Genomic DNA, 24,761 nt, shown 5'->3' on the forward strand with positions numbered 1-24,761 from the left:
GATGGGTTAAACTGCTCGGCATTCTTGCCTACCGGAGGTGCCCCATGGCCACCGAACGCCAGTACTCCCCCGTTGACCGCTTCCTGCTCCAGGCCGATGCGGCCCTCAAGACCCTGCTGCCCTTCAAGGGCCAGCCCTATCGCCCCAACCCGGCGAACCTGCAGGACGAAGCGCCCATGAGCGAGGCGGACAGCCGCCACGTCACCGGCCTGATGCGTATCAACCACACCGGTGAAGTCTGCGCCCAGGCCCTGTACCAGGGGCAGTCACTGACCGCCAAGCTGCCGGAAGTGCGCAAGGCGATGGAGCACGCCGCCGAGGAGGAGATCGACCACCTGGCCTGGTGCGAACAACGTATCCGCGAACTCGGTGGCCGCCCCAGCGTGCTCAACCCGCTGTTCTATGGCCTGTCCTTCGGTGTCGGCGCCGTCGCAGGCCTGATCAGCGACAAGGTCAGCCTCGGCTTCGTCGCCGCCACCGAGGACCAGGTCTGCAAGCACCTGGACGACCACCTGCAGCAGATTCCCGCCGAGGACGCCAAGTCCCGCGCCATCCTCGAGCAGATGCGTACGGACGAAGAGCACCACGCCACTACCGCGCTGGAGGCCGGCGGCCTGCGCTTCCCCGCTCCGGTGAAGTTCGGCATGACGCTGCTTTCCAAGGTGATGACCAAGAGCACGTATAGGGTCTGAAGCCGCAAGCGGCGAGTTTCAAGCGGCAAGCAAACTGCAAGAACGACAAAGGGCGCCCAGGCGCCCTTTGTACTTTTCACGTGCTGCTTGCGGCTTCGAGCTTGCAGCCCCCGCGCGTCAGCGCGGCATATTGCGCGCGTAGAAGATTTCCAGCATCTCGTGCCGGACGCGCTCTTCGACCTGCTTGCGCTGCTCAGCGGTCAGGTTGGAGGTCGCGTCGCCGAACAGATAGTTGTCCAGGTCGAAGTTCTTCAACAGCATCTTGGTGTGGAACAGGTTCTCCTGGTACACGTTCACGTCCGTCATCTGGTACGCGTCCTGGGTATCGTCGGAGAGGTAGTTCTGGATCGAGTTGATCTCGTGGTCGATGAAGTGCTTCCGACCTTCAACATCGCGGGTGAAGCCACGCACGCGATAGTCGACGGTGACGATGTCCGAGTCGAACTGGTGGATCAGGTAGTTGAGCGCCTTCAGGGGCGAAATCACGCCGCAGGTGGAAACGTCGATGTCCACGCGGAAGGTCGCGATCCCCGACACCGGATGGATTTCCGGGTAGGTGTGAACGGTGATGTGGCTCTTGTCCAGATGGGCCAGGATGGTCTCGGGCAGCGGGCCGGGGGACTCCTCGATCTGGCTGTCGGTGGGCGTCACCGGCTGCTCGGAAATGAGGATGGTCACGCTGGCGCCCTGGGGATCGTAATCCTGGCGGGCGATGTTGAGGATGTTCGCACCTATGATGTCGACCACGTCGGTGAGGATCTGGGTCAGGCGCTCGGCGTCGTACTCTTCGTCGATGTACTGGACGTAGGCCTGCTGGTCCTCGGGGGTCTCTGCATAGCAGATGTCATAGATGTTGAAGCTCAAGGTCTTCGTCAGGTTGTTGAACCCGTGGAGCTTGAGTTTGCTTTTCACCGTTGGGAACTCTCTGTTCATTGCGGCCCTGCCGCGTTGTTGAGCATGCCCGTCAGAAGCGCACAGTGACTTCTGCGTAGGACGGTTTACACCTCTTCGCGATGGCGATTGTGGTTATCGGTTCTGGGGCGGAGTGCCCCGGAAAAACGAGGGGGCGCATTATGCAGTCGACGGGCGTCACCTGCCAGAGTCTGCGCCCCGAATATGATGATCGGGTGTACGTCGGTCAGCCGAGCTCGACGATCTCGTAATCATGAGTGATCTCGACGCCGGCGCGCCCGAGCATGATGGAGGCGGAGCAGTACTTCTCGGCGGAAAGCTCGACGGCGCGCTTGACCTGCGCCTCCTTCAGGCCGCGACCCTTGACCACGAAGTGCACGTGGATCCTGGTGAACACCTTGGGGTCTTCGTCGGCGCGCTCGGCCTCGAGGAAGGCTTCGCAGCTCTCCACCGGCTGGCGGGATTTCTTGAGGATGCTCACCACGTCGAAGTTGGTGCAACCACCCAGGCCGATCAGCAGCATTTCCATCGGACGCACGCCGAGGTTGCGACCGCCGCTCTCCGGCGGACCGTCCATCACCACGGCATGGCCGCTGCCGGACTCGCCGAGGAAGAGGGCTTCGCCCGCCCACTGGATACGCGCTTTCATCGCCAGACTCCAGGCTGAAAAAAAGGGTCGCCAGCTTATCACAGCGCCCAGGAGGCGCCGCGTGTCACATACGTTGGTCGTTTAGTTCCCCGGCAGTTGTTACCTGCGTCTCAATTTCGGATCACCGGTCACGGTCCGTCTGTTAAGCTGACGCCGGATAACTGGCACACTTAGCCAGATAACTAATAAGAAAGTGCCTGTTGGACAAAGGCTTACCTTCAAAATTTCGGGACTCGGGCATGGTAGCTATTACCCTCACACCTAAAATCAAGAACCTCGACAAGCTGCTAGCGCACTGTCACCGCCGTCGTTACACGGCGAAGAGCACCATCATCTATGCGGGCGACCGCTGCGAGACGCTCTTCTTCATCATCAAGGGCTCGGTCACCATCCTCATCGAGGATGACGACGGCCGGGAAATGATCATCGCCTATCTCAACTCCGGGGACTTCTTCGGCGAGATGGGGCTGTTCGAAAAGGAAGGAACCGAGAAGGAACGCAGCGCCTGGGTACGGGCCAAGACGGAATGCGAAGTCGCTGAACTCAGCTACGCCAAGTTCCGTGAACTGACCCAGCAGGACCCGGAGATCCTCTACGCCCTGGGCAGCCAGATGGCGGATCGCCTGCGCAACACCACGCGCAAGGTCGGCGACCTGGCCTTCCTCGACGTCACCGGTCGCGTCGCTCGCACCCTGCTGGACCTCTGCAAGCAGCCCGACGCCATGACTCACCCGGACGGCATGCAGATCAAGATCACCCGCCAGGAAATCGGTCGCATCGTCGGCTGCTCGCGGGAGATGGTCGGCCGCGTACTCAAGAGCCTGGAGGAACAGGGCCTGGTACACGTCAAGGGCAAGACCATGGTGGTATTCGGCACCCGCTGAGACGCGCACATGAAAAAGCCGGCAGGACGCCGGCTTTTCCATGTGCACTTCCGTCAGTCAGGATCGACCGCCCGGCTCACCCCGCCACGTTCGGGGAAGAACAGCCGGCGCAACTCGGTGCCAGGTTCCTCGGCCCGCATGAACGCCTCGCCCACGAGGAAGCCGAACACCTCGCTCACCTCCATCAGCTCGACATCGGCGCGATTGAGGATGCCGCTTTCGGTGATCACCAGACGATCGCGCGGAATCCGCGGCAGCAGATCCAGGGTGGCCTCCAGGCTGACCTCGAAGGTGTGCAGGTTACGGTTGTTGATCCCCACCAGCGGGGTGTCCAGCGTATTCAGCGCACGCTCCAGCTCATCGCCATCGTGCACCTCCACCAGTACATCCAGCCCCACGTCCTTGGCGGTCTTCGCCAGTTCGCTCATCTGCGCATCGGACAGCGCCGAGACGATCAGCAGCACGCAGTCGGCGCCCAACGCCCGTGCCTCGACCACCTGGTAGGGGTCGATGAGGAAGTCCTTGCGGATCACCGGCAGCGAACAGGCGGCGCGGGCTTCCTGCAGGTAGGCGTCGCCGCCCTGGAAGAAGTCGATGTCGGTCAGCACCGAGAGGCAGGTCGCACCGCCGTCCTGGTAGCTGCGGGCAATCTGCGCCGGCACGAAGTTCTCGCGTATCACGCCCTTGCTCGGCGACGCCTTCTTGATCTCGGCGATCACCGCCGGCTGCTTGCGCGCGACCTGCCCCAGCATCGCGCGGGCAAAGCCCCGGGGCGCATCGGCGGCGCGGGCCAGGGCCTCGACCTCGGAGAAGGGCACGCGCAGACGGCGCTCGGTGACTTCCTCGGCCTTGCGGGCAAGGATCTTTTCAAGAACGGTTGGGATGCTCACGCTTCATTCTCCACTCGGAACACCGCGGTAAAGGAGGCCAGCTCGTCCAGCTTCTCGCGGGCGAGGCCGGTGTGCAGGGCGTCATGGGCGAGCTGCACGCCTTCCTTGAAGGTGCTCGCGTGGTCCGCCGCATAGAGCGCGGCACCGGCGTTGAGCACGATCATCTCGGCGGCCTTCTGGCCATTCTCGGTCTTGCGCCGACCCAGTGCGTCACGGATCAGCTCCAGCGACTGCTGCGGGCTGTCCACGGCGAGGCCGATCAGGCTCTGGCTCTTGATGCCGAAGTCTTCGGGCTGCACTTGGTACTCGGTGACCACGCCGTCCTTCAGCTCGGCGACATGGGTCGACGCGGCCAGGCTGACCTCGTCCAGGCCATCCTTCGAATGCACCACCAGGATGTGCTCGCTGCCCAGGCGCTTGAGCACTTCGGCAAGCGGGCGGCACAGCGCCTGGCTGAATACGCCGACCACCTGGTGCTTCACACCGGCCGGATTCGTAAGCGGGCCGAGCATGTTGAACAGGGTGCGCAGGCCCAGCTCACGGCGCGGGCCGGCGGCGTACTTCATGGCCTTGTGGTGGACCTGGGCGAACATGAAGCCGACGCCGACGTGCTCGATGCAGCGCGCCACCTGCTCGGGCTTCAGGTCCAGGTAGATGCCGGCCGCTTCCAGCACGTCGGCGCTGCCGGTCTTGCCGGACACCGCGCGGTTGCCGTGCTTGGCGACCTTGCCGCCTGCCGCGGCGACCACGAAGCTGGCTGCCGAGGAGACGTTGAAGATGTTGGCGCCGTCGCCACCGGTGCCGACCACGTCAACCACCCGCGCCATCGACTCCAGCTCCACACGGCTGGCCAGCTCGCGCATCACCGAGACCGCCCCGACGATCTCGTCGATGGTCTCGCTCTTCATGCGCATGCCCATGAGGAAGGCACCGATCTGTGCGTCGGTGCACTGCCCGGTCATGATCTGGCGCATCACGTCCTGCATTTCCTCGGTGGTCAGGTCCAGCTGGTTGACCACGCGGTTGAGGGCTTCCTTGATATCCATCTCAGCGCACCCCGCCTTGTTGCTTGAGGAAATTGGCCAGCAGCTCGTGGCCTTGCTCGGTGAGTATGGATTCCGGATGGAACTGCACACCCTCGATATTCAGCGTCTTGTGGCGCAGGCCCATGATCTCGTCCACCGCACCGTCGGCGTGCTGGGTCCAGGCGGTGATCTCCAGGCACTCCGGCAGTGTCTCGCGCTTCACGATCAGCGAGTGGTAGCGGGTCACGGTCAGCGGGTTGTTCAGCCCTTCGAACACGCCCAGGTCCTCGTGGAACACCGGGCTGGTCTTGCCGTGCATGGCCTGGCGCGCACGCACCACGTCGCCACCGAAGGCCTGGCCGATGCTCTGGTGGCCCAGGCATACGCCAAGAATCGGCAGCTTGCCGGCGAAGTGCTGGATCACCTCGAGGGACACCCCCGCCTCGGTGGGGGTGCATGGGCCGGGCGAAACCACGATGCGCTCGGGGTTCAGTGCCTCGATCTCGGCGACGGAAAGCTCGTCGTTACGGATCACGTGCACGTCCGCGCCCAGCTCACCGAGGTATTGCACCACGTTGTAGGTAAAAGAGTCGTAGTTGTCGATCATCAGCAACATGGGGCGATCCTCAGGCATCGGTCTTGGCGGTCTGTTCGGCGAGAGCCACGGCACGGAACATGGCGCGGCGCTTGTTCAGCGTCTCTTCCCATTCCAGTGCCGGGACCGAGTCGGCGACGATTCCCGCGCCTGCCTGCACGTGCAGTTGGCCGTCCTTGATGACCGCCGTGCGGATCGCGATGGCGGTGTCCATGTTGCCGTTCCAGGCCAGGTAGCCCACGGCACCACCGTAGACGCCACGCTTGACCGGCTCGAGCTGGTCGATGATCTCCATCGCGCGGATCTTCGGCGCCCCGGAGAGGGTGCCGGCCGGCAGGATGGCACGCAGCGCGTCCATGGCCGAGACACCTTCCTTCAGCTGCCCGGTGACGTTGGAGACGATGTGCATCACGTTGGAGTAGCGCTCGATCACCATCTTCTCGGTGACCTTCACCGAGCCGGTTGCGGATACGCGACCGACGTCGTTGCGGCCCAGATCGATGAGCATCAGGTGCTCGGCGATCTCCTTGGCGTCGGACAGCAGGTCCTCCTCCAGTGCCAGGTCGGCTTCCTCGCTGGCGCCACGCGGGCGGGTGCCGGCGATGGGCCGCACGGTGACCAGGCCGTCCTCGACCCGCACCAGCACCTCCGGCGAACTGCCCACCACGTGGAAGTCGCCGAAGTTGAAGAAGTACATGTAGGGCGTCGGGTTGAAGCAGCGCAGCGCCCGGTACAGGTCGATGGGCGCAGCCTTGAAGTCGATAGTCATGCGCTGGGAGATCACCACCTGCATGCAGTCGCCGGCGAGGATGTATTCCTTGATCTCGCGCACCGCCTGCTCGTAGTCCTCGCGGGTCGAGCTGGAGCGGTAGGGCAGGTCCTCGGTCAACTGCAGAGCCGGGTCCACGCCCAGGCGCGGGGTGATCGGCAGGCGCAGCTTTTCGCGCAGCTCGGCCAGCGCGGCCTGGCCACGCTCGAAGGCGTCGGGCGCGGCCGGGTCGACCAGCACGATGGCGTGCAGCTTGCCCGCCAGGTTGTCGAACACCACCACCGCGTCGGAGACCATCAGCAGGATGTCCGGGGTGCCCAGCGGATCGGGGTTCGGGCAGTAGGCCAGGCGCTTCTCGACGTAACGCACGCAGTCATAGCCGAAGTAGCCCACGAGCCCGCCGTTGAAACGTGGCAGCCCCGCGATGGGTGCCACCTGGTAGCGGTCCTTGAAGGCCTCGACGAAGCCCAGCGGGTCTTCGCTCTCCTCACGCTCCACCACCTCGCCATCGACGCTGACGCTGACCTGGTGGCCATGGGCGCGCAGCACGGTACGGCTTTGCAGGCCGATGATCGAATAGCGGCCCCACTTCTCGCCGCCCTGCACCGATTCGAGCAGGTAGGAAAAGGGTGTGTCGGCCAGCTTCAGGTAGAGGGAAAGGGGGGTGTCGAAATCCGCCAGCGTTTCGAAGGCGAGCGGGATGCGGTTGTAGCCTTGGGCGGCCAAACGCAGGAATTCATCGCGGGTCATGATCAGCCTCGTGGGCGAGGAGCCCGGAGGCTCCTGGAGAAAAACGTCGGTGTGCAAGCGCGCCGGAGCAGGTATCCGGCCAGAATCGAATCAGGCGCGCCAGCGCCAACGGGCCGCGGCCTTGATGATCTTCATTCCGGCTCGTTCGAGCCAACGCTTGCAGGGAACCAGCACGTTTCTATCTCTGTGAGGCAGATGATCTGGGGAGTCGGGCGACATTAGCGCAGCGCCGTGTGCCGCGCAACCGCCTGGCAGCAGCTCGCGCAGGTCGTCCACCACCAGCGCCGGCTCCTCTTCGCTGATGGGCCGGCCGTGGTTGTAGCCGTAGCTCAACGCCACGCATTGAACGCCGGCCGCCTTGGCCGCCAGCACGTCGTTGCGCGAGTCACCGATGAACAGCGACTCGGTGCGGCTGGTGCCGGTCATGTGCATCACATGGAGCAGTGCCGCCGGGTCGGGCTTCTGCTGGGGCAGGGTGTCACCGGCGATGATCAGCGGGAAGTAACGACCGAGCTTCATCTCGTCCAGCAAGGGGGCGACGAAGCGCTCCGGCTTGTTGGTGATCAGCGCCAGCTCGACGCCTTTCTTCTTCAGCCACCTGAGGGTCTCGGCGACGCCCGGGTAGACCACCGTCAGCGAATGGCTGTCGGCATAGGCCTCCATGAAGATCGCCAGCGCCTTCTCGGCATCCTCGTCATGCACCGCGCCATGGTCGAGGCCGCCGGCCAGCGCGCGGCGCACCAGCACCCGGGCACCGTTGCCGACCCATTCGCGCACCCGCTCGATACCCGCAGCCGGCCGGCCGAGGGTCACGAGCATGTGGTCGATGGCGGCGGCGAGGTCGGGGACCGAGTCCACCAGGGTGCCGTCCAGGTCGAACATCACCAGGCGCGGCAGGCGCCCGTCGAACAGCCGCTGCAGGGCGCTCATCAGGCCTGGGCCAGCTCGGCGCGCATGGCGGCGATGACTTCGGCGTAGTCCGGCGCATTGAAGATGGCCGAGCCGGCGACGAAGGTGTCGGCACCTGCGGCGGCGATCTCGCGGATGTTCTTCACGTTGACGCCGCCGTCGATCTCCAGGCGGATGTCACGGCCGGAGGCGTCGATCAGCGCACGCGCCTCACGCAGCTTGTCGAGGGTGCCGGGGATGAACTTCTGCCCGCCGAAGCCAGGGTTCACGCTCATCAGCAGGATCATGTCGACCTTGTCCATCACGTACTTCAGTGCGTCCAGGCCCGCTGCCGGGTTGAACACCAGGCCGGCCTTGCAGCCGCCATCGCGGATCAGCTGCAGCGAGCGGTCGACGTGCAGGGAGGCTTCCGGGTGGAAGGTGATGTAGGTGGCGCCGGCCTCGATGAAGTCGCCGATGATGCGATCCACCGGGGAGACCATCAGGTGCACGTCGATGGGCGCGGTGACGCCGTACTTGCGCAGTGCCGAACAGACCATCGGGCCGATGGTCAGGTTGGGCACGTAGTGGTTGTCCATCACGTCGAAGTGGACGATATCGGCGCCAGCGGCGAGCACGTTGTCGACTTCCTCGCCCAGGCGGGCGAAATCGGCGGAAAGGATCGACGGTGCGATGGCGAAGGGTTGCATGACAGACCTCGGAGCAGAATCACGGTGGCGCGGATTGTAGCCGCATTCGTTTTTCACCGGTGACAATCGCGACATTCAGTCCTGAATGCGACAGACAGAGGAGCGAAGAATGGGTGCCTATACAACGGTGGCTGGCTGGATCGAACTGAATTACTCACTTACAACTGAAGAAATCGCAGGGTGTATTGAGACCACAGGGGTGGACGTGGCGAGACTGCTGAATGACGACCAGAAAGCGCTTTATCGAGGCGGCTGGATGATTCAACCCGAAGCGATCAACGGCTCTCGATTCGTGTTCTTTGGTGCGCCGATCAGAACGGCAGCCATTCCCTATATCCGATCCCAAGTGATAGCGCTTTCACGTTTGGTGGCGTGCGGCGATGACTACACCATCCACCCGAGCGGCCATTTTCTTCTGACTGAGGACGGCACTCACGGCATCCCGGATATGGAGTGGATCATCGAAGAGGGGCACATCAGCGAAAGGCTGAAGTGAGTGCGCGCCTGGGAGCGCGCATGAACGCAGGGCAACGCCCTCGTTGTGAACGAGCACAGTGAGGGAGCCACCCTATACGGAAGTCACTCCGGCATGGAGGTACGCATCTTCTCGCTGCGCCCGCGCAGCCACTCCAGGGTCAGCAGCAGCACCACCGAGAAGCCGATCAGCAGGGTCGCCGCCGCGGCGATGGTGGGGCTGAGGTTCTCGCGGATGCCGCTGAACATCTGCCTCGGCAGGGTGGCCTGCTCGGGGCCGGCGAGGAACAGGGTCACCACCACCTCGTCGAAGGAGGTGGCGAAGGCGAACAGCGCCCCCGAGATCACCCCCGGCGCGATCAGCGGCAGGGTCACGCGGAAGAACGCGGTCAGCGGTGGCGCGCCCAGGCTGGAGGCGGCGCGCACCAGGTTGTGGTTGAAGCCCTGCAGGGTGGCCGACACGGTGATGATGACGAAGGGCACGCCGAGCACCGCGTGCACCAGGATCAGCGACAGGTAGCTGTTGCCGAGGCCCAGCGGAGCGAAGAACAGGTAGCTGGCGACACCGATGATCACCACCGGCACCACCATCGGCGAGATCAGCAGGCTCATCACCAGCGCCTTGCCGCGGAACTCGCCACGGGTCAGGCCGATGGAGGCCAGGGTGCCGAAGACCATCGCCAGCAAGGTCGCGGCCGGCGCCACGACGATGCTGTTGGTCAGCGCGCGCATCCACTCGGCCGAGCCGAAGAAGTCGGCGTACCAGCGCAGCGAGAACCCTTGCAGCGGGTAGACCAGGAAGGTGCCCGAGTTGAACGACAGCGGGATGATCACCAGCACCGGCAGGATCAGGAACAACAGCACCAGGCCGCAGAGGATGCGCAGGGTGTAGAACCACAGGCGCTCGACCGGGGACATATAGGGACTCAGCATTTCTTATCTCCTCAACCCAGGCGCAGGCGGCCGGCGCCCACCAGCCAGCTGTAGACGACGTAGAGCACCATGGTGGCGAGCAGCAGCATGCCGCCCAGGGCCGTGGCCATGCCCCAGTTGATGGTGGTGTTGGTGAAGAAGGCGACGAAGTAGCTGACCATCTGGTCGTTCGGGCTGCCCAGCAGCGCCGGGGTGATGTAGTAGCCGATGGACAGGATGAACACCAGCAGGCAACCCGCCCCGACACCGGCCACGGTCTGCGGGAAGTACACGCGCCAGAAGCTGGCGAAGGGGTGGCAGCCGAGGGAGATCGCCGCACGCATGTAGGTGGGCGAGATGCCCTTCATCACGCTGTAGATCGGCAGGATCATGAACGGCAGCATGATGTGCACCATCGCCACGTACACGCCGGTGCGGTTGAACACCAACTGCAGCGGCTGGTCGATCAGGCCCAGCTTGAGCAGCGCGCCGTTGATCAGGCCACCGGACTGCAGCAGCACGATCCAGGCCGCCACGCGCACCAGGATCGACGTCCAGAACGGCAGCAGCACCAGGATCATCAGCAGGTTGCTCTTGCGCGTCGGCAGGTTGGCCAGCAGGTAGGCCAGCGGGTAGGCCAGCACCAGGCAGATGAGGGTGATCACCGCGCCCATCCAGAAGGTGCGGGTGAAGATGTCCAGGTAGATGGCCTGGTCCGGCGTCGCCGGGGCGACTTCACCGAGGTCGTCGATGCGATGGTCGACGGCCGCCAGCAGGTAATAGGGAGTCAGGCTCGATGCGTTGCGGCGGATCGCCTGCCAGTAGGCCGGATCGCCCCAGCGCTCGTCGAGGCCTTCCATCGCGTCCTTGTAGGACGCAGGGGTCTCCTTGAACGGCAAGGCGCGGGCGGTCTTGGCCATCAGGCTGCGGTAGCCGGCCAGCTCCATGTTCAGGCGCTTGGAAAGATCGCCGATGGTCTGGTTCTTGCGCGCGGCGGCGAGGTCCTCGGCCAGGGCCTTGTAGGCCGGCTCATCGGGCAGCGCCTTGCCGTCCCAGGCGGTGATCGCCTCGACGGTCCGCGGCAGCGAGCCGACCACTTCGGGGTTGCTCACGCTCTTGTAGAGCAGGGTGCCGATGGGGACCAGGAAGGTCAGCAGGAGGAACAGCAGCAGCGGCAGGATCAGGGCCTGGGACTTCAGGCGGTTGACCCGTTCGGCGCGCGCGAGGCGTTGCTTGAGGGTCGGGCCGGCGACGAGGGTGGCCATGGCGAACTCCGGTGGATCTCTGGGTACTCCCCTCCCCCGCGAGGAGGAGGGGATGTGCTGGGTGGCCGGTTACTTGGCGGCCCAGGAGTTGAAGCGCTGCTCCAGCTGCTCGCCGTAGTCGGCCCAGAAGGTGACGTTCATGGCGACCTGGTCCTTGATGTTCTCAGGCGTGGTCGGCATGTCCTTGAGCAGCCCCTTGTCCAGCAGCGGTACCGCCTGCTTGTTGGCCGGACCGTAGGCGATGTTCTCGGAGTAGATCTTCTGCTGCTCGGGCTTGACCGAGAAGGCGATGAACTTCAGAGCGGCGTCCTGATCCTTGGCGCCTTTCGGGATGGCCCAGGCGTCGAAGTCATAGATGCCGCCGGTCCACACCACCTTCAGGTTGCTCTCTTTCTGCACGGCGGCGATGCGGCCGTTGTAGGCGGAGCTCATGACCACGTCGCCCGAGGCGAGGAACTGCGGCGGCTGGGCGCCGGCTTCCCACCACTGGATGCTCGGCTTGATCTGGTCGAGCTTCTTGAAGGCGCGATCCTGGCCTTCCTTGGTGGCGAGCACGGTGTAGACGTCTTTGGGTGCGACGCCGTCGGCCATCAGAGCGAATTCCAGGGTGTACTTGGCGCCCTTGCGCAGGCCGCGCTTGCCCGGGAACTTGCTGGTGTCCCAGAAATCGGCCCAGCTGGCGGGCGCGGTCTTGAGCTTGTCCGCGTTGTAGGCCAGTACGGTGGACCAGACGAAGAAGCCAACGCCGCAGGGCTGGATGGCCCCGGGAACGAAGTCCTCGGCCTTGCCGAACTGGGCCGGGTCCAGTTCCTCGAACAGCCCCTCATCGCAGCCGCGGGACAGCTCGGGGGATTCGACCTCCACCAGGTTCCAGGAAACGCTGCCGGTATCGACCATGGCTTTCACCTTGGCCATCTCGCCGTTGTACTCGCCGGCGATGATCTTGTTGCTGGTGGACGCCTGGAAGGGTTCGTAGAACGCCTTCACCTGGGCGTTCTTGTTCGCGCCGCCGAATGAAACGACGGTCAGGTCGGCTGCCATGGCCTGTGCGGCGCATGCCAGCCCCAACGCAAGGGCAGTGAGCTTCAAGGATTTGGACATTGTTGTTTTCTCCATAGTGCTGGGTGGGTAATGCCGGGGTGCCGCCGCGTCGTCAGTCCGCTATCAGCGGGTCCAGTGCGCGCACGTGCTCCACTTGCCAACCGAGGGACACCACGTCGCCTACCGCCAATGCGGGGTCGAGCTCGGCAATGGGTTGCTTGACGAAGAAATCGGGCTTGCCACAGACCTCCATGCGGATGCGCACGTGGTCGCCCAGGTAAACGAACTCCTCGACGCGGCCGGAGAAACGGTTCGCGCAGCGCTCGCTGCCACCGTTCAGGCGTATCCGCTCGGGGCGGATCGACAGGGTCACCGGCTCGCCCGGCTGGCCGACGTTGACCGCCAGCGCCTCGACCTTCTCGCCACGGGCCAGGCTGACCACGCAGCGCTCGCCGTCACGGCTGACCAACTGGCCGTTGAGCCGGTTGTTCTCGCCGATGAAGTTGGCCACGAAGGTGTTGCTGGGAGACTCGTAGAGCTCGCGCGGCGGGGCGATCTGCTGGATCTCGCCCTGGTGGAACACGGCCACGCGGTCGGACATGGTCAGCGCTTCGCCCTGGTCGTGGGTCACGTACACCACCGTCACGCCCAGGCGCTGGTGAATGTGCTTGATCTCCATCTGCATGTGCTCGCGCAGCTGCTTGTCGAGCGCGCCCAGCGGCTCGTCCATCAGCACCAGCTGCGGTTCGAAAACCAGGGCGCGGGCCAGGGCCACGCGCTGCTGCTGGCCGCCGGATAGCTGCGCCGGGTAGCGGTTGCGGAAGCTGTCGAGCTGGACCATGGACAGTGCGCGCTTCACACGCTCGCTGATATCGGTCTTGTTCATGCCGCGCACGGTGAGCGGGAAGGCCAGGTTCTCGGCCACCGTCATGTGCGGGAACAGCGCGTAGTTCTGGAACACCATGCCGATGTCGCGCTTGTGCGGCGGCACGTTGTTGATCGAGCGGCCGGCCAGGAGGATCTCGCCATTGGTCGGGGTCTCGAACCCGGCGAGCATCATCAGGCTGGTGGTCTTGCCGGAGCCGGAGGGGCCCAGCAGGGTCAGGAACTCGCCTTTGCGAATGTCCAGGTTGAGGTCTTTGACGATGAGCGACTCGCCGTCGTAGCTCTTCTGCACGCCACGGAAGCTGACCAGTACATCGTTCGCCGGAATGGAGGCCATCACCGCACCTTTTTGATTTTTGTTTATGCCGTCCCCAGAGACTAGAGAAGCCGGCAAGCCACGCAAATCGGGCGCTATGAGAGATTGCTATAAGGGCGTCGGAGGATCGCGTGTAGGGCGAGCCCTACAATTCCCAGCGATCCGATCAGGTATTCAGACCAGCTTGTGCTCCACCGCGTACTTGACCAGGTCGGCCACCGAGTGGGCGCCGAGCTTCTGCATCAGCCGCGCCTTGTGGGTGCTCACCGTCTTGCCGCTGACTGCCAGGTGCTGGGCGATCTCGTTGACGCCCTCCCCCTTCACCAGGCGCTCGAACACCGAGAACTCGCGCTCGGACAACAGCGCGTGGGGCGGGCGCGAATCGGTCAGGCCGACCTCGAAGACCATGCGATCGGCCAGCTCCGGGTCGATGTAGCGCCCGCCGGAGGCGACCTTGCGGATCGCCGTCAGCAACAGGGCCGGGTCGCTGTCCTTGGTGGCGTAGCCGGCAGCGCCGATCTTCAGTGCACGCGCCGCCATCTGCACCTCGTCGTGCATCGACAGCACCAGCACCGCCGGCGGGCTGTTCAGCGCGCGGATGCGCGGAATCGCTTCGAGGCCGTTGACGCCGGGCATGGAGATATCCAGCAGCACCACCTCGCAGGGCGTCTGGCGCAGGGTTTCGAGCAATTGCTCGCCGTTGCTCGCCTCGCCTACCACGCAGAGGTCCTTGGCCAGGCCGATCAACTGCTTGATGCCCTCGCGGACGATGGTGTGGTCTTCGGCCACCAGTACTCGGATCACGCGTTCTTCTCCTTGTCCAAAGCGATGCGCACCACCAGCGTGGCGCCCTCTCCCGGCGCACTGTCGATCGACAGCGCGCCGCCCAGCATCAGCACCCGTTCGCGCATGCCCACCAGGCCGAACGAGGTGCCGGGGCGACAGGCCTGCGGGTCGAAGCCCGCGCCATCGTCGCTGATGATCAATTGCAGGTCGTCGCCATCGCGCTCCAGCGCCACCTCGACGCTGTGGGCCCGGGCGTGGCGCAGCACATTGGTCAGCGCCTCCTGGAGGATGCGGAACAGGCCGATGGCCTTGGCGTCCGACAGTTGCGGCAACGAATCCGGCACCCGCACCAGGCAGGGAATGCCGCTGCGCGCTTCGAAGCGCCGCGCCTGCCATTCGATGGCCGAGGCAATGCCGGCGTCGAGGATCGGCGGGCGCAGCGCCGTGGCCACGTCGCGCACCAGCTGGAACAGCTGGGCGATCAGGCGCTTCATGCTGGTCAGGCGCTCGCCGAGGCCGGGGTCCAGCTCGCCGTAGGCCAGCTCGCACATGGAGGTCTCCAGCTTGAGCACGGTGAGCACCTGGCCCAGCTCGTCGTGCACCTCGCGGGCGATACGCGCCTTCTCCTCTTCGCGCACGCTTTCCAGGTGCGCGGAGAGATCGCGCAGCTGAGCGCGGGAGGCGGCCAGCTCGAGCTCGGTCTGCTTGTTGTCGGTGATGTCCCAGACCACGCCGTCCCAGGTCGCACGGCCGTCCTCGAAGAGCCGCGCACTGGCCTTGATGTCGGCCCAGCGCAACTGGCCGTCGCGGGTGAGGATGCGGCCCTGCCAGTGCCAGTCGCGGTCCGCGTCCAGGGCCGCCATCTGGCTGGCCCAGTAGCCGTCGACATCGTCCGGATGCACCAGGCCACGAATGCCGCGTCCGGTGTCCAGCAGCTCGCGGGCGCCGTAGCCCACCAGGGCCTCGGCACCGGCGCCGATGAAGGCGAAGTCGGCATCCTCGCCAGCGCACAGACGCTCCAGGCGGAACACCAGGCCCGGCACGTTGGAGGCGATGCCCTTGAGACGCGCCTCGCTTTCTTCCAGGGCGGCGTGGGCGCGACGGCGCTCGGTGACGTCGGTGAGGAACACCACCAGGTACTCGGAGGTGCCAAAGCGCAGGAAGCTGAGGGAAACATCCGCCGGCAGCTCGCTGCCATCGGCACGCAGGCAGTCGGTCTCGAAGGCCTGCGCGCTCTCGTCATGGTTGCGTGCACGCCGCCAGAGGTTGAGCCAGCGGTCCATATCCAGCTGCGGCTGGATGTGTGCCAGGGGCCGATCGGTGAGGCCGCCGGCCTCGTAGCCGAGCATCTGCTCGACGGCGCGGTTGGCGTAGCGCACGTGGCTGTCCCAGTTGACCCAGAGGATGCCGACCGTGCTGTGGTCGATGGAGAACTGGGTCAGGCGCAATGCCTCTTCCGCCGCCTCGCGCAACTCGATGGCATGGCGCGCTTCGAGCAGGCGCTTCTCCAGCGCACGCTGCTGGCGGCGCAGCCAGTAGATGATCGCCGCCGCGCTGAGCAGCAGCACGCCGAAGAGCAGGGCGAGGTTCTGCCAGAAGCCGGGCGACTCGCCGATGCGCGGGTATTTCGGCTGCAGCCAGCGCTCGTGAAGCTGGTCCAGGTCCTTCGGCGGGATGGTGCGCAGGGCGGCGTCCACCGCCGCGGACAGCTGCGGCCAGTCGCGCCGCGTGGCGACCCGCAGCAGTTGGGGGAAGCCGATGTCGCCCACCACCGCGAGGCCGGAGAACTCCTGCTCGCGCGACAGCCGGCTGAGCTGCGCCTCGTCGATCACCGCGTACTTCACCTGCTGTTCCAGCACCGCGCGCAAGGCTTGGCGCTCACTGGCAACCGGCTGTACCAGGACGCCGGAATAGGTTGCGCGCAGGTAGTCCGCCACCGCGCTGGGCGAGCGCACCGCAACCGGCTCGTCGCTGCCGAGCTTCTCGATATCCACGGCGCCGCCGTTGCCCCGCTCGCCCACCACCAGTTGCGGCACGCGCATGTAGGGATCGGAGAACAGCCACAGGCGCAGGCCCGCAGGGGTCTGGCTGAGGCCGGGAGCAAGGTCGATCTGGCCGGTGCGCAGGGCGTTCTCCAGCTCCGCGCTGTCGGCGAAGGTGCGCCAGACCAGAGGCACGCCGAGCGCCGTGGCGACCCAGTCGAGCAACTCGACGTTGACCCCGGACAGCTGCTGCAGGCGCCGATCCAGCTGAGCGTAGGGCGCCTGCAGGACGACACCGGCGCGCAGCTGCGAGTGCTGGTCCAGCCATTGGCGCAGGGCCGGATCCAGCGCGACGGGGGCGGGCGCGGGTGCTGCTGCCAGCGAGGAGGCGAGGCAGCAGGCGAGAAGGAGGAGACACAACGAACGAATCATGCAGGAGACACCGCACAGCCCAGGCTGCCGAGAACGAAGCCGACGTACCTTACTCCAGCAGCCCCGCCGAGGCGAAGGTGCGCCTGACAAATACCGGCCCAGCCATTAGGCTGCCTGCCTATGGCCACCCCGTGGAATCTTCAGATGCTCCGAGCCTCCCGCCCGACTCTCGCCGCCCTTTGCCTCGCCCTGTTGCTGCCGGCCGTCGCCCATGGCGAAGACCCGCCGGCCGAGGGCAAGGACGGAAGCGACCCTGCGCAAACCCCGGTGGAGCGCGCCCCCCTGGAAGAGCGCAGCCAGGAGGACGCCACCGCCCTCGAACGCCAGCTGCCGCAGAAGGAACAGCAACAACTGAAGGCCGGCGAAGACAGCTTCCTCGCCCTGTGGAAGCCGGCCAATGTGGCCGAGCCCAGCGGCGTGGTGATCCTGCTGCCCGGCGATGGCGAGAGCGCCGACTGGCCACGGGCGATCGCTCCCCTGCGCAGCAAGTTGCCCGACATCGGCTGGCACAGCCTCAGCCTCACCCTGCCCGACCCCAGGGGCAACGAGCCGCCGCCCCGCCCGGTCGAGCAGGCCGAGCCGCCCGCCGACGGCGAAACGAAAACCGAGAAGGCCGACCCGGCCACGCCCCCCCCCACGCCCGAGCAGGCCGGCAGCGCCGAGCCCTCCACCGACCCTGGCCGGCCCGTTCTCAGCGCCGAGGAGGAGCGCAAGGCACAGGCCACGCGGATCGCGGCACGCATCCAGGCGGCCATCGTGTTCGTCAACCAGCAGAGCCCGAAGACCATCGTCCTGCTGGGCCACGGCAGTGGCGCCTACTGGGCGGTGCAGGCACTGAGCGATTCGTCTTCCAGCGGCATCGACAACCTGGTGCTGGTGGAAGCCGAAGTACCCCCCGGCTACGGCCCGCCCCTGGAAGAGTCGGCACCCAAGCTCAAGCAGGCGATCGGCGATTTCTTCTACCAGGACAAGCCGCTGGACAGCGCCGCCGCCCTCAAGCGCCTGCAGGCGAGCAAGCGCGACAAGCACCCGGCCTATGTGCAGGTTGGCCTGAAGGCTCTGCCCAATCGCGACGCGGACCAGGAGCAGTTGTTCCGGCGGGTGCGCGGCTGGCTGGAAGCCCATCTGCAGGCTCCGGGCAAGCAGGCGCCGGCAGCCGCACCGGCGCCCATCATCCCGCAGTCGCCCGGCATCTGACTCAGCGGAAACCGTGACGCTCGCGGATCAGGCTGTAGGCGTTGTGCAGCTCGCGGGTCTTCTCGGTGGCCTCGCGCACCCGCTGCGGGGTGGCCCCCGCACCGGCCAGCTTGTCCGGGTGGTTCTGGCTGATGAGGCGACGGTAGGCGCGCTTGATCGCCGCCGGCTCGCTGTTGGCGTTCACCCCCAGAAGCGACAGCGCATCCTGATAGGCGCTGCCACGGCGCACCGGCGCGCCGCCGGGCACATCGAAACCGGCGCACAGGGCTTCGACCTGGTCCGCCGGCCAATCCAGCCACTTGCCCCATAGCAGGATCAGTTCACGCTCGCGCTGCCCCACCCGGCCATCCGCCGCCGCCATCTGCCAGCAACTGCGCAACAGCGCCTCGCCTTGCGCACGCTGGTAGCGCAAGCCCCGCAGGGGGCCACGCAGCTCGACCTGCTCGGCCTTGCCGCGAGTGAACGCGGCGATGGCACGACGCTGCCCCGCATCATCCAGCCCCAGGCGACGCATCTCGGCACGCGCCTGCTGGATATGCAGCTCCAGCACCCGGCCCTCGCTCTTGGCCAGGCGGCCAAGCATGAGGAACAGCAGGTCCTCGTGTGCGACGGCACCACTGCGCCGTAGCCGATCGCGCAGGCTGGCCCAGGAATCCAGCTTCAGCCGCCGATCCACCACCTGGCCGAGCAGGCCGCCGAGCAGCGCACCGGGAATGCTGGCGATGAAGAGGCCGGCGATGACGCCAAGCAGCGTGACGGGCCAGAACATCTCAGCGCCCCGCCTCGATCAGGCGCTCGACTTCCGCCAGGCGCTCGTGGGTGCCGACATCCACCCAGCGTCCGGCGAAATGTTCGCCGCTGACACGCCCCTCACCCATCGCACGGCGCAGCAACGGCGCCAGCTTGAAGGCGCCGGCGCTGCAACCGTCGAAAAGCGCGGGGTGGAGCACCGCGATGCCGCTGTAGGTGAACCCGGGCTCGCCAGGCAAGCCATCGCTGACCCTGCCCCCGGCCAGCCGGAAATCACCGCCCGGATGATGGCTGGGGTTATCCACCAGCACCAGGTGGGCGAGGCCCTGCAACGGATGATCGCGCAGGGCGCCGAAATCGTAGTCGGTCCAGATGTCGCCGTTGACCACCAGGAAGGGCTCGTCGCCCAGCAGCGGCAACGCGCGGTGGATGCCCCCGCCGGTTTCCAGCGGCTCGCCCTCGGGGGAATAGCGGATGCTGACGCCGAAGCGCTCGCCGCTGCCCAGGTGATCCTCGATCTGCTGGCCGAGCCAGGCGTGGTTAATGACCAACTCACTGAACCCCGCAGCGACGAGGGCGCGGATATGGAACTCGATCAGCGGGGTGCCGGCGGCACGAACCAGCGGTTTGGGTGTGTGCAGCGTCAGCGGGCGCATGCGCTCACCCTTGCCTGCCGCGAGGATCATCGCCCTCATGCGTGCACCGTTTCGGCTTGTGGCAGGGAGGCGAGCAGCGCCTTGAGGTCGGCCAGTTCGGGGCGACGCGCGATCACCGCCTCTATATAGGAGAAGAAGCGCGGCACATCGCCCAGGTACTTGGGCTTGCCGTCGCGATGGCAGATGCGCGCGAAGATGCCGATGACCTTGAGGTGGCGCTGCACGCCCATCAGGTCGCTGGCACGGAGGAAGTCCTCGAACTCCGGCTGCACCGGGATGCCCGCTTCGCGGGCCAGGTTCCAGTATCGCTCCAGCCAGTTGCGCACGCGCGCCTCGGGCCAGCTGAGGAAGGCGTCCTTGAACAGGCTGATGACGTCGTAGGTGACCGGGCCGTAGACCGCATCCTGGAAATCCAGTACCCCGGGATTGGGGGTGCTGAGCATCAGGTTGCGCGGCATGTAGTCGCGGTGCACCAGCACGCGGGGCTGGGCGAGCGCGCTGGCGACCAGCAGATCGCAGGTCCGCTCCCAGGCCGCCAGCTGCTCGCCGGCCAGCTCGATGCCCAGGTGACGCTTGAGGTACCAATCGGGGAAGAGCTGCAACTCCCGGCGTAGCAGCGCGTCGTCATAGACGGGCATCGGTGCCTCGAGACTGCGCTGCTGCAGGGCCAGCAGCGCCTGGAAGGCATCCTCGAACAGCGCGTCGGCATTGTCCGCGTCGATCACCTCCAGGTAGGTCTGGCGCCCGAGGTCATCGAGCATCAGGAAGCCCTGCTCCAGGTCCGCCGCGAGGATCCGCGGCACATGGACGCCCGCCTCGGCGAGCATGCCCGCGACCTTGACGAAGGGGCGGCAGTCTTCCTGGGGCGGCGGGGCGTCCATCAGGATCAGGCTGCGGCCCTCTGCCTGCCAGCGGAAGTAACGACGGAAACTCGCGTCGCTGCTGGCCGGCAGCAGCTCCGCCGGCGGCACGTCCCCCCAGCCTTCGGCGTGGAATAGAAGGGGCAGTTGCTGGTCCAGCCAGGCGCTAAGTTGTTGAAGGCGTACATCTTCATGGGGCATTACAAGGGTCTCCGACGGCGCTAGCCGTTGCGCGGGTCATGCTTTATTATCCAGCATCTTTTTCAGCCCATCGAGAGGCGTGCGGCCCCAGCGGGCCGATGGCGCGCAGGAAGCCCGGACTAACAAGATGGCAGTAAAATCCCCCGCGTTTCGTAAAAAATTCCCTCTGCTGGTGACCGGCAGCCTGCTGGCAATGCAGCCTGTAGCCACCCAGTTCGTAGTCGCCGCCGAGCAGTTCGACTGCCAGGCGTCCGCCTCCGGCGGCTGGGCCTGCGCACCCAAGGCAACAGCGGAAAGCCTGCCTCCACGCCCGGTCCACAGCGATAGCGCGGTGAGTTCCAGGGTCGGCGTAGCGGGCACCACCGCCGCCTCCGGCCAGGGCGAATCGGCCGAAGCCAAGGCCACGCTGGTCACCGAGGCAGGCGGCAAGGCACTCGCTTCCCGTAGTGCTGACTTCAGCCATCTGGACTGGGTTCCGCGTGACAAGCTGACCGCCGCACAACTGGCAGAGACCGGTCCGTACTGCGCCGGCGCCTATATCGAGCCGCGCCGACCGGGCATGAACGACAAGACCCCGCCCGAAGACTCGCCCACCTACGTTTCCGCCAAGGCCTCGCGCTATGAGCAGGAAAAGCAGGTCGCGACCCTGGCCGGCGACGTGGTCCTGCGCCAGGGCAGCATGCAGGTCGAAGCCGACGAGGCAAACCTGCTGCAGGCCGAGAACCGTGGCGAGCTGGTCGGCAACGTCAAGCTGCGCGACAACGGTGCCCTGGTGGTCGGCGACAAGGCCGAACTGCAACTGGACAACGGCGAAGCGAAGATCGACAACGCCGAATACGTGCTGCACAAGTCCCATACACGCGGTAGCGCCCTGTACGCCAAGCGCCAGGAAGACGCGATCATCCGCCTGAAGGACGGCACCTACACCCGGTGCGAACCGGGCGACAACGCCTGGCACCTGAAGGGCAACAACATCAAGCTGAACCCGGCCACCGGCTTCGGCACCGCGACCAACGTGACGCTGCGGGTCAAGGACATTCCGGTGTTCTATACCCCGTACATCTATTTCCCCATCGATGACCGTCGCCAGTCCGGCTTCCTGCCGCCGAGCATCGGCACCAGCAGCGACACCGGTTTCTCCCTGCTGACGCCCTACTACTTCAACCTCGCGCCGAACTACGACGCCACCCTCTATCCGCGCTACATGGCCAAGCGCGGCCTGCTGATGGAAGGCGAGTTCCGCTACCTGACCAAGGGCAGCGAAGGCCAGTTCGGCGGCGCCTACCTGAACGACGAGGAAGACGAGCGCAAGCTGCAGTCCGAGTACAAGGACAAGCGCTGGCTCTACAACTGGCAACACAAGGGTGGCCTGGACGAGCGCCTGATGACCGAGGTGGACTACACCGACATCAGCGACCCCTACTACTTCCAGGACCTGCAGACCGAACTGGGCATCGAGCAATCGACCTACGTCAACCAGCAGGGCGCCGTCACCTGGCGCGGCGACAGCTACACCGCGCGCCTGAACGCCCATGCCTACGAGATGGCCACGGTCACCGAGATCACCCCGTACGACCGCCTGCCCCAGATCACCCTGGACGGCGTGCTGCCGGTCGACGCCGGCGGCCTGAAGTTCTCCTACTCCACCGAGTTCGTGCGCTTCGAGCGTGACCTGCGCAAGGGCCTGTTCACCGACGAGGATGGCGCGACCAGCCCCTGGTACGACACCCGCATCCCGGGCCTGGCCCGTGCCAACGGCAACCGCATCCATGTGGAGCCGGGCGTCAGCCTGCCCCTGGACTGGAGCTACGGCTTCATCAAGCCGTCGGTCAAGTACCTCTATACCCAATACGACCTGGACCTGGACCAGCAGGGCAAGAACAGCCTGCTCGCCGGCCAGGAGTTCAACAGCAGCGAAGACCGCAGCGTGCCGATCTTCAGCCTCGACAGCGGCCTGTACTTCGACCGCAACACCGAGCTGTTCGGCAATCAGTACAAGCAGACCCTCGAACCGCGCCTGTTCTATCTCTATGTACCCGAGGAGAAGCAGGACAACATCCCGGTCTTCGACAGCAGCGAGAGTGCCTTCAGTTATTCCTCGCTGTTCCGCGAGAACCGCTTCTCCGGTCGCGACCGCGTGGGCGATGCCAATCAGGTGTCCCTGGGCCTGACCAACCGCTGGATCCAGCCCAACGGCTTCGAGCGCCAGCGCTTCAGCATCGGCCAGGCCTTCTACTTCGAAGACCGCAAGGTGCAGCTGCCCGGCATCGACTACCGCGATCGCAAGTCGGCCCAGGCCAGCGTCTCTCCGTACGCCTTGCAGTACCTGTATCGCTTCAACCGCGACTGGCGCCTGTCCTCCGACTTCAACTGGGACCCGGATGCCGGTCGCACCCGCTCCGGCAGCATGATGTTCCACTACCAGCCGGAAGACGACGTCAACAAGGTGGTCAACTTCGGCTACCGCTACCGCAACGACGCCGTGGTCTACAACCAGACCACCGGCCAATGGCAGGAAGGCGGTGACTACATCGACAACGTGACCGGCCGCGTGATCAAGGACTACTACAAGATCGAGCAGCATGATGCGTCCGTCATCTGGCCGATCGTCCCGCAGTGGAACGCCATCGCCCGCTGGCAGTACGACTACAACCGCAGCCGCACCCTGGAAGCCTTCGGTGGCTTCGAGTACGACAGCTGCTGCTGGAAACTGCGCCTGATCAACCGCTACTGGGTCGACTACGACGAGAGCACCCTTTCGCCCGAACTCAACGAGAAGGCCGACCGCGGCGTCTTCCTGCAGATCGTGTTCAAGGGCCTCGGCGGCGTGATCGGCAACAAGGTTGAAAGTTTCCTCGACAATGGCATCCAAGGTTACCGTGAACGTGAAGACCAAGCTTTCTGATTGTCTCCGCCCGCTGCTGTTGGGCGCCCTGTTCCTGGGTAGTGCCGTGCATGCCGAGGTCCAGTCGATCGACCGCGTCGTGGCCATCGTCGACAACGACGTGATCATGCAGAGCCAGCTCGACCAGCGCATCCACGAGGTGCAGCAGACCATCGCCAAGCGCGGGTCTGCCTTGCCCCCCGAGCACGTGCTGGGCCAGCAGGTGCTGGAACGTCTGATCATCGAGAACATCCAACTGCAGATCGGCGACCGCTCCGGCATCCGCATCACCGATGAGGAGCTTAACCAGGCCATCGAGGCCATCGCCCAGCGCAACGGCATGAGCGTCGATCAGTTCCGCGGTGCCCTGGCACAGGACGGTCTCTCCTATGAGGACGCCCGCGACCAGGTCCGCCGCGAGATGGTCATCAGCCGCGTGCGCCAGCGCCGCGTCGCCGAGCGCATCCAGGTCACCGACCAGGAAGTGCAGAACTTCCTGGCCTCCGACCTGGGCAAGATGCAGCTCTCCGAGGAATTCCACCTGGCCAACATCCTGATCCCGGTCGCGGACGGCTCCTCGCCCGAGACCATCCAGGCCGCCGACCGCCAGGCCAAGGATCTTTACCAGCAACTGCAACAGGGCGCCGACTTCGCCCAGCTGGCGATCTCCCGCTCCGCCGGCGAAACCGCCCTGGAAGGCGGCGAGATCGGCTGGCGCAAGGCCGCCCAGCTGCCGCCCCCCTTCGACGGCATGGTCAGCGCTCTCTCTCCGGGTGAAGTGACCGAGCCGGTGCGCACGCCGGGCGGCTTCATCATCCTCAAGCTCCTGGAAAAGCGCGGTGGCAGCACCCAGGTGCGTGACGAGGTACATGTGCGCCACATCCTGCTCAAGCCTAGCGAGATCCGCAGCGAAGCCGACACCGAACGCCTGGCCGAGCGCCTCTACCAGCGCATCCAGTCCGGCGAGGACTTCGCCGAGCTGGCGAAGAACTTCTCCGAGGACCCGGGTTCGGCGCTCAACGGGGGCGACCTGAACTGGATCGACCCCAATGCCCTGGTGCCCGAGTTCCGCGAAGTCATGGCCAAGACCCCGGCCGGCCAGCTGTCCCGCCCGTTCAAGAGCCCCTACGGCTGGCACGTTCTGGAAGTCCTCGGTCGCCGCGCCACCGACAGCGCCGACCAGATGCGCGAGCAGCAGGCGATAAACGTCCTGCGCAACCGCAAGTACGACGAAGAGCTGCAGGCCTGGCTGCGCCAGATCCGCGACGAGGCGTACGTCGAAACCAAGCTCTGATTCTTCGGCACCCTGCCACGCAGGGTGGCGCGCTGGCGGTACAATCGCCGCCACGCGCCACA

At 65.7% G+C, this 24,761-nt stretch carries 23 protein-coding genes; 6 read left to right on the forward strand and 17 right to left on the reverse strand.

Translation table 11 applies throughout. The features are described from left to right. The first annotated feature begins 44 nt into the window (after positions 1 to 44). A complete protein-coding gene (coq7, locus tag DMX10_RS17340) occupies positions 45 to 692 on the forward strand; it encodes a 2-polyprenyl-3-methyl-6-methoxy-1,4-benzoquinone monooxygenase (RefSeq protein WP_111262234.1) in 648 nt (215 codons plus the stop codon). A 117-nt stretch (positions 693 to 809) separates the two neighbouring features. Here coq7 and speD read toward each other — a convergent pair whose 3' ends face one another. Continuing rightward, a complete protein-coding gene (gene speD / locus DMX10_RS17345; protein ID WP_111262235.1) occupies positions 810 to 1,604 on the reverse strand; it encodes an adenosylmethionine decarboxylase in 795 nt (264 codons plus the stop codon). A gap of 226 nt (positions 1,605 to 1,830) precedes the next feature. Next, the gene (locus DMX10_RS17350; RefSeq protein WP_111262236.1) at positions 1,831 to 2,253 is read right to left on the reverse strand and encodes an OsmC family protein; all 423 of its coding nucleotides are present in this window, start codon (positions 2,251 to 2,253) and stop codon (positions 1,831 to 1,833) included. A 239-nt stretch (positions 2,254 to 2,492) separates the two neighbouring features. Between DMX10_RS17350 and crp the strand changes: the two genes are divergently transcribed. Further along, the gene (crp, locus tag DMX10_RS17355) at positions 2,493 to 3,137 is read left to right on the forward strand and encodes a cAMP-activated global transcriptional regulator CRP (protein WP_021221613.1); all 645 of its coding nucleotides are present in this window, start codon (positions 2,493 to 2,495) and stop codon (positions 3,135 to 3,137) included. A gap of 53 nt (positions 3,138 to 3,190) precedes the next feature. On the opposite strand, the gene trpC is transcribed toward crp, so the two are convergent. From trpC to rpe, 6 genes are all read right to left on the reverse strand, one after another. Then, positions 3,191 to 4,027: an indole-3-glycerol phosphate synthase TrpC gene (gene trpC / locus DMX10_RS17360; protein ID WP_111262237.1), complete on the reverse strand. Its 837-nt coding sequence runs from the start codon at positions 4,025 to 4,027 to the stop codon at positions 3,191 to 3,193. Continuing rightward, positions 4,024 to 5,073, reverse strand: coding sequence for an anthranilate phosphoribosyltransferase (gene trpD / locus DMX10_RS17365; protein ID WP_111262238.1), 1,050 nt, complete (start codon positions 5,071 to 5,073; stop codon positions 4,024 to 4,026). Before trpD ends, trpC begins: the two co-directional genes overlap by 4 nt. Before the next feature lies 1 nt (position 5,074). Continuing rightward, positions 5,075 to 5,668: an aminodeoxychorismate/anthranilate synthase component II gene (locus DMX10_RS17370; RefSeq protein ID WP_111262239.1), complete on the reverse strand. Its 594-nt coding sequence runs from the start codon at positions 5,666 to 5,668 to the stop codon at positions 5,075 to 5,077. Between the two features lie 10 nt (positions 5,669 to 5,678). Beyond that, complete coding sequence (gene trpE, locus DMX10_RS17375; RefSeq protein WP_111262240.1) at positions 5,679 to 7,166, reverse strand: anthranilate synthase component I; 1,488 nt, start codon at positions 7,164 to 7,166, stop codon at positions 5,679 to 5,681. A gap of 90 nt (positions 7,167 to 7,256) precedes the next feature. Beyond that, a complete protein-coding gene (locus tag DMX10_RS17380; protein ID WP_111262241.1) occupies positions 7,257 to 8,096 on the reverse strand; it encodes a phosphoglycolate phosphatase in 840 nt (279 codons plus the stop codon). Beyond that, positions 8,096 to 8,764: a ribulose-phosphate 3-epimerase gene (rpe, locus tag DMX10_RS17385; protein ID WP_111262242.1), complete on the reverse strand. Its 669-nt coding sequence runs from the start codon at positions 8,762 to 8,764 to the stop codon at positions 8,096 to 8,098. Before rpe ends, DMX10_RS17380 begins: the two co-directional genes overlap by 1 nt. 109 nt (positions 8,765 to 8,873) lie before the next feature. On the opposite strand from rpe, the gene DMX10_RS17390 reads away from it, so the two are divergent. Then, positions 8,874 to 9,260 (forward strand): hypothetical protein, encoded by a 387-nt coding sequence (locus DMX10_RS17390; RefSeq protein ID WP_111262243.1) that lies wholly within the window; start codon positions 8,874 to 8,876, stop codon positions 9,258 to 9,260. Positions 9,261 to 9,343: 83 nt separating this feature from the next. On the opposite strand, the gene DMX10_RS17395 is transcribed toward DMX10_RS17390, so the two are convergent. The 6 genes from DMX10_RS17395 to DMX10_RS17420 form a co-directional block, all read right to left on the reverse strand. After that, positions 9,344 to 10,171, reverse strand: a complete 828-nt coding sequence (locus tag DMX10_RS17395) for an ABC transporter permease (protein WP_111262244.1) — start codon at positions 10,169 to 10,171, stop codon at positions 9,344 to 9,346. A gap of 11 nt (positions 10,172 to 10,182) precedes the next feature. Then, a complete protein-coding gene (locus DMX10_RS17400; protein ID WP_111262245.1) occupies positions 10,183 to 11,415 on the reverse strand; it encodes an ABC transporter permease in 1,233 nt (410 codons plus the stop codon). Positions 11,416 to 11,484: 69 nt separating this feature from the next. Continuing rightward, the gene (locus DMX10_RS17405) at positions 11,485 to 12,516 is read right to left on the reverse strand and encodes an ABC transporter substrate-binding protein (protein ID WP_111262246.1); all 1,032 of its coding nucleotides are present in this window, start codon (positions 12,514 to 12,516) and stop codon (positions 11,485 to 11,487) included. Between the two features lie 52 nt (positions 12,517 to 12,568). Further along, entirely contained in the window at positions 12,569 to 13,678 is a 1,110-nt protein-coding gene (locus DMX10_RS17410) for an ABC transporter ATP-binding protein (protein WP_111262247.1), read from the reverse strand. 153 nt (positions 13,679 to 13,831) lie between these two features. Beyond that, on the reverse strand, positions 13,832 to 14,461 hold the full coding sequence (locus DMX10_RS17415) for a response regulator transcription factor (RefSeq protein WP_111262248.1): 630 nt from the start codon (positions 14,459 to 14,461) through the stop codon (positions 13,832 to 13,834). Then, positions 14,458 to 16,857: a PAS domain S-box protein gene (locus DMX10_RS17420; RefSeq protein WP_111262249.1), complete on the reverse strand. Its 2,400-nt coding sequence runs from the start codon at positions 16,855 to 16,857 to the stop codon at positions 14,458 to 14,460. Before DMX10_RS17420 ends, DMX10_RS17415 begins: the two co-directional genes overlap by 4 nt. A gap of 144 nt (positions 16,858 to 17,001) precedes the next feature. Here DMX10_RS17420 and DMX10_RS17425 point away from each other — a divergent pair, with 144 nt between their 5' ends. Then, on the forward strand, positions 17,002 to 18,054 hold the full coding sequence (locus DMX10_RS17425; protein ID WP_111262250.1) for an alpha/beta hydrolase family protein: 1,053 nt from the start codon (positions 17,002 to 17,004) through the stop codon (positions 18,052 to 18,054). Position 18,055: 1 nt separating this feature from the next. On the opposite strand, the gene DMX10_RS17430 is transcribed toward DMX10_RS17425, so the two are convergent. The 3 genes from DMX10_RS17430 to DMX10_RS17440 are packed head-to-tail and all read right to left on the reverse strand — an operon-like array spanning position 18,056 to position 20,521. Then, on the reverse strand, positions 18,056 to 18,823 hold the full coding sequence (locus DMX10_RS17430) for a TerB family tellurite resistance protein (protein WP_111262251.1): 768 nt from the start codon (positions 18,821 to 18,823) through the stop codon (positions 18,056 to 18,058). A 1-nt stretch (position 18,824) separates the two neighbouring features. Beyond that, the gene (gene murU / locus DMX10_RS17435) at positions 18,825 to 19,499 is read right to left on the reverse strand and encodes an N-acetylmuramate alpha-1-phosphate uridylyltransferase MurU (RefSeq protein WP_111262252.1); all 675 of its coding nucleotides are present in this window, start codon (positions 19,497 to 19,499) and stop codon (positions 18,825 to 18,827) included. After that, positions 19,496 to 20,521 (reverse strand): aminoglycoside phosphotransferase family protein, encoded by a 1,026-nt coding sequence (locus DMX10_RS17440; RefSeq protein WP_111262253.1) that lies wholly within the window; start codon positions 20,519 to 20,521, stop codon positions 19,496 to 19,498. Before DMX10_RS17440 ends, murU begins: the two co-directional genes overlap by 4 nt. Positions 20,522 to 20,648: 127 nt before the next feature. Here DMX10_RS17440 and DMX10_RS17445 point away from each other — a divergent pair, with 127 nt between their 5' ends. Beyond that, positions 20,649 to 23,426 (forward strand): LPS-assembly protein LptD, encoded by a 2,778-nt coding sequence (locus tag DMX10_RS17445; protein WP_111262254.1) that lies wholly within the window; start codon positions 20,649 to 20,651, stop codon positions 23,424 to 23,426. Next, positions 23,407 to 24,699 (forward strand): peptidylprolyl isomerase, encoded by a 1,293-nt coding sequence (locus DMX10_RS17450; RefSeq protein ID WP_173179798.1) that lies wholly within the window; start codon positions 23,407 to 23,409, stop codon positions 24,697 to 24,699. The genes DMX10_RS17445 and DMX10_RS17450 overlap by 20 nt, the downstream gene beginning before the upstream one ends. Positions 24,700 to 24,761 lie beyond the last annotated feature (62 nt).

The sequence above is a fragment of the Pseudomonas sp. 57B-090624 genome (genome assembly GCF_003234055.1).
GTDB lineage: Bacteria > Pseudomonadota > Gammaproteobacteria > Pseudomonadales > Pseudomonadaceae > Metapseudomonas > Metapseudomonas tohonis.

Coding starts and splice junctions, on each gene's coding strand:
- DMX10_RS17400 (WP_111262245.1), bottom strand. CDS start 11,415: ATGGCCACCCTCGTCGCCGGCCCGACCCTCAAGCAACGCCTCGCGCGC.
- DMX10_RS17370 (WP_111262239.1), bottom strand. CDS start 5,668: ATGTTGCTGATGATCGACAACTACGACTCTTTTACCTACAACGTGGTG.
- trpE (WP_111262240.1), bottom strand. CDS start 7,166: ATGACCCGCGATGAATTCCTGCGTTTGGCCGCCCAAGGCTACAACCGC.
- DMX10_RS17440 (WP_111262253.1), bottom strand. CDS start 20,521: ATGCCCCATGAAGATGTACGCCTTCAACAACTTAGCGCCTGGCTGGAC.
- crp (WP_021221613.1), top strand. CDS start 2,493: ATGGTAGCTATTACCCTCACACCTAAAATCAAGAACCTCGACAAGCTG.
- coq7 (WP_111262234.1), top strand. CDS start 45: ATGGCCACCGAACGCCAGTACTCCCCCGTTGACCGCTTCCTGCTCCAG.
- DMX10_RS17420 (WP_111262249.1), bottom strand. CDS start 16,857: ATGATTCGTTCGTTGTGTCTCCTCCTTCTCGCCTGCTGCCTCGCCTCC.
- DMX10_RS17395 (WP_111262244.1), bottom strand. CDS start 10,171: ATGCTGAGTCCCTATATGTCCCCGGTCGAGCGCCTGTGGTTCTACACC.
- trpD (WP_111262238.1), bottom strand. CDS start 5,073: ATGGATATCAAGGAAGCCCTCAACCGCGTGGTCAACCAGCTGGACCTG.
- DMX10_RS17405 (WP_111262246.1), bottom strand. CDS start 12,516: ATGTCCAAATCCTTGAAGCTCACTGCCCTTGCGTTGGGGCTGGCATGC.
- murU (WP_111262252.1), bottom strand. CDS start 19,499: ATGAGGGCGATGATCCTCGCGGCAGGCAAGGGTGAGCGCATGCGCCCG.
- DMX10_RS17430 (WP_111262251.1), bottom strand. CDS start 18,823: ATGTTCTGGCCCGTCACGCTGCTTGGCGTCATCGCCGGCCTCTTCATC.
- DMX10_RS17390 (WP_111262243.1), top strand. CDS start 8,874: ATGGGTGCCTATACAACGGTGGCTGGCTGGATCGAACTGAATTACTCA.
- DMX10_RS17410 (WP_111262247.1), bottom strand. CDS start 13,678: ATGGCCTCCATTCCGGCGAACGATGTACTGGTCAGCTTCCGTGGCGTG.
- rpe (WP_111262242.1), bottom strand. CDS start 8,764: ATGCAACCCTTCGCCATCGCACCGTCGATCCTTTCCGCCGATTTCGCC.
- DMX10_RS17445 (WP_111262254.1), top strand. CDS start 20,649: ATGGCAGTAAAATCCCCCGCGTTTCGTAAAAAATTCCCTCTGCTGGTG.
- DMX10_RS17380 (WP_111262241.1), bottom strand. CDS start 8,096: ATGAGCGCCCTGCAGCGGCTGTTCGACGGGCGCCTGCCGCGCCTGGTG.
- DMX10_RS17350 (WP_111262236.1), bottom strand. CDS start 2,253: ATGAAAGCGCGTATCCAGTGGGCGGGCGAAGCCCTCTTCCTCGGCGAG.
- DMX10_RS17425 (WP_111262250.1), top strand. CDS start 17,002: ATGCTCCGAGCCTCCCGCCCGACTCTCGCCGCCCTTTGCCTCGCCCTG.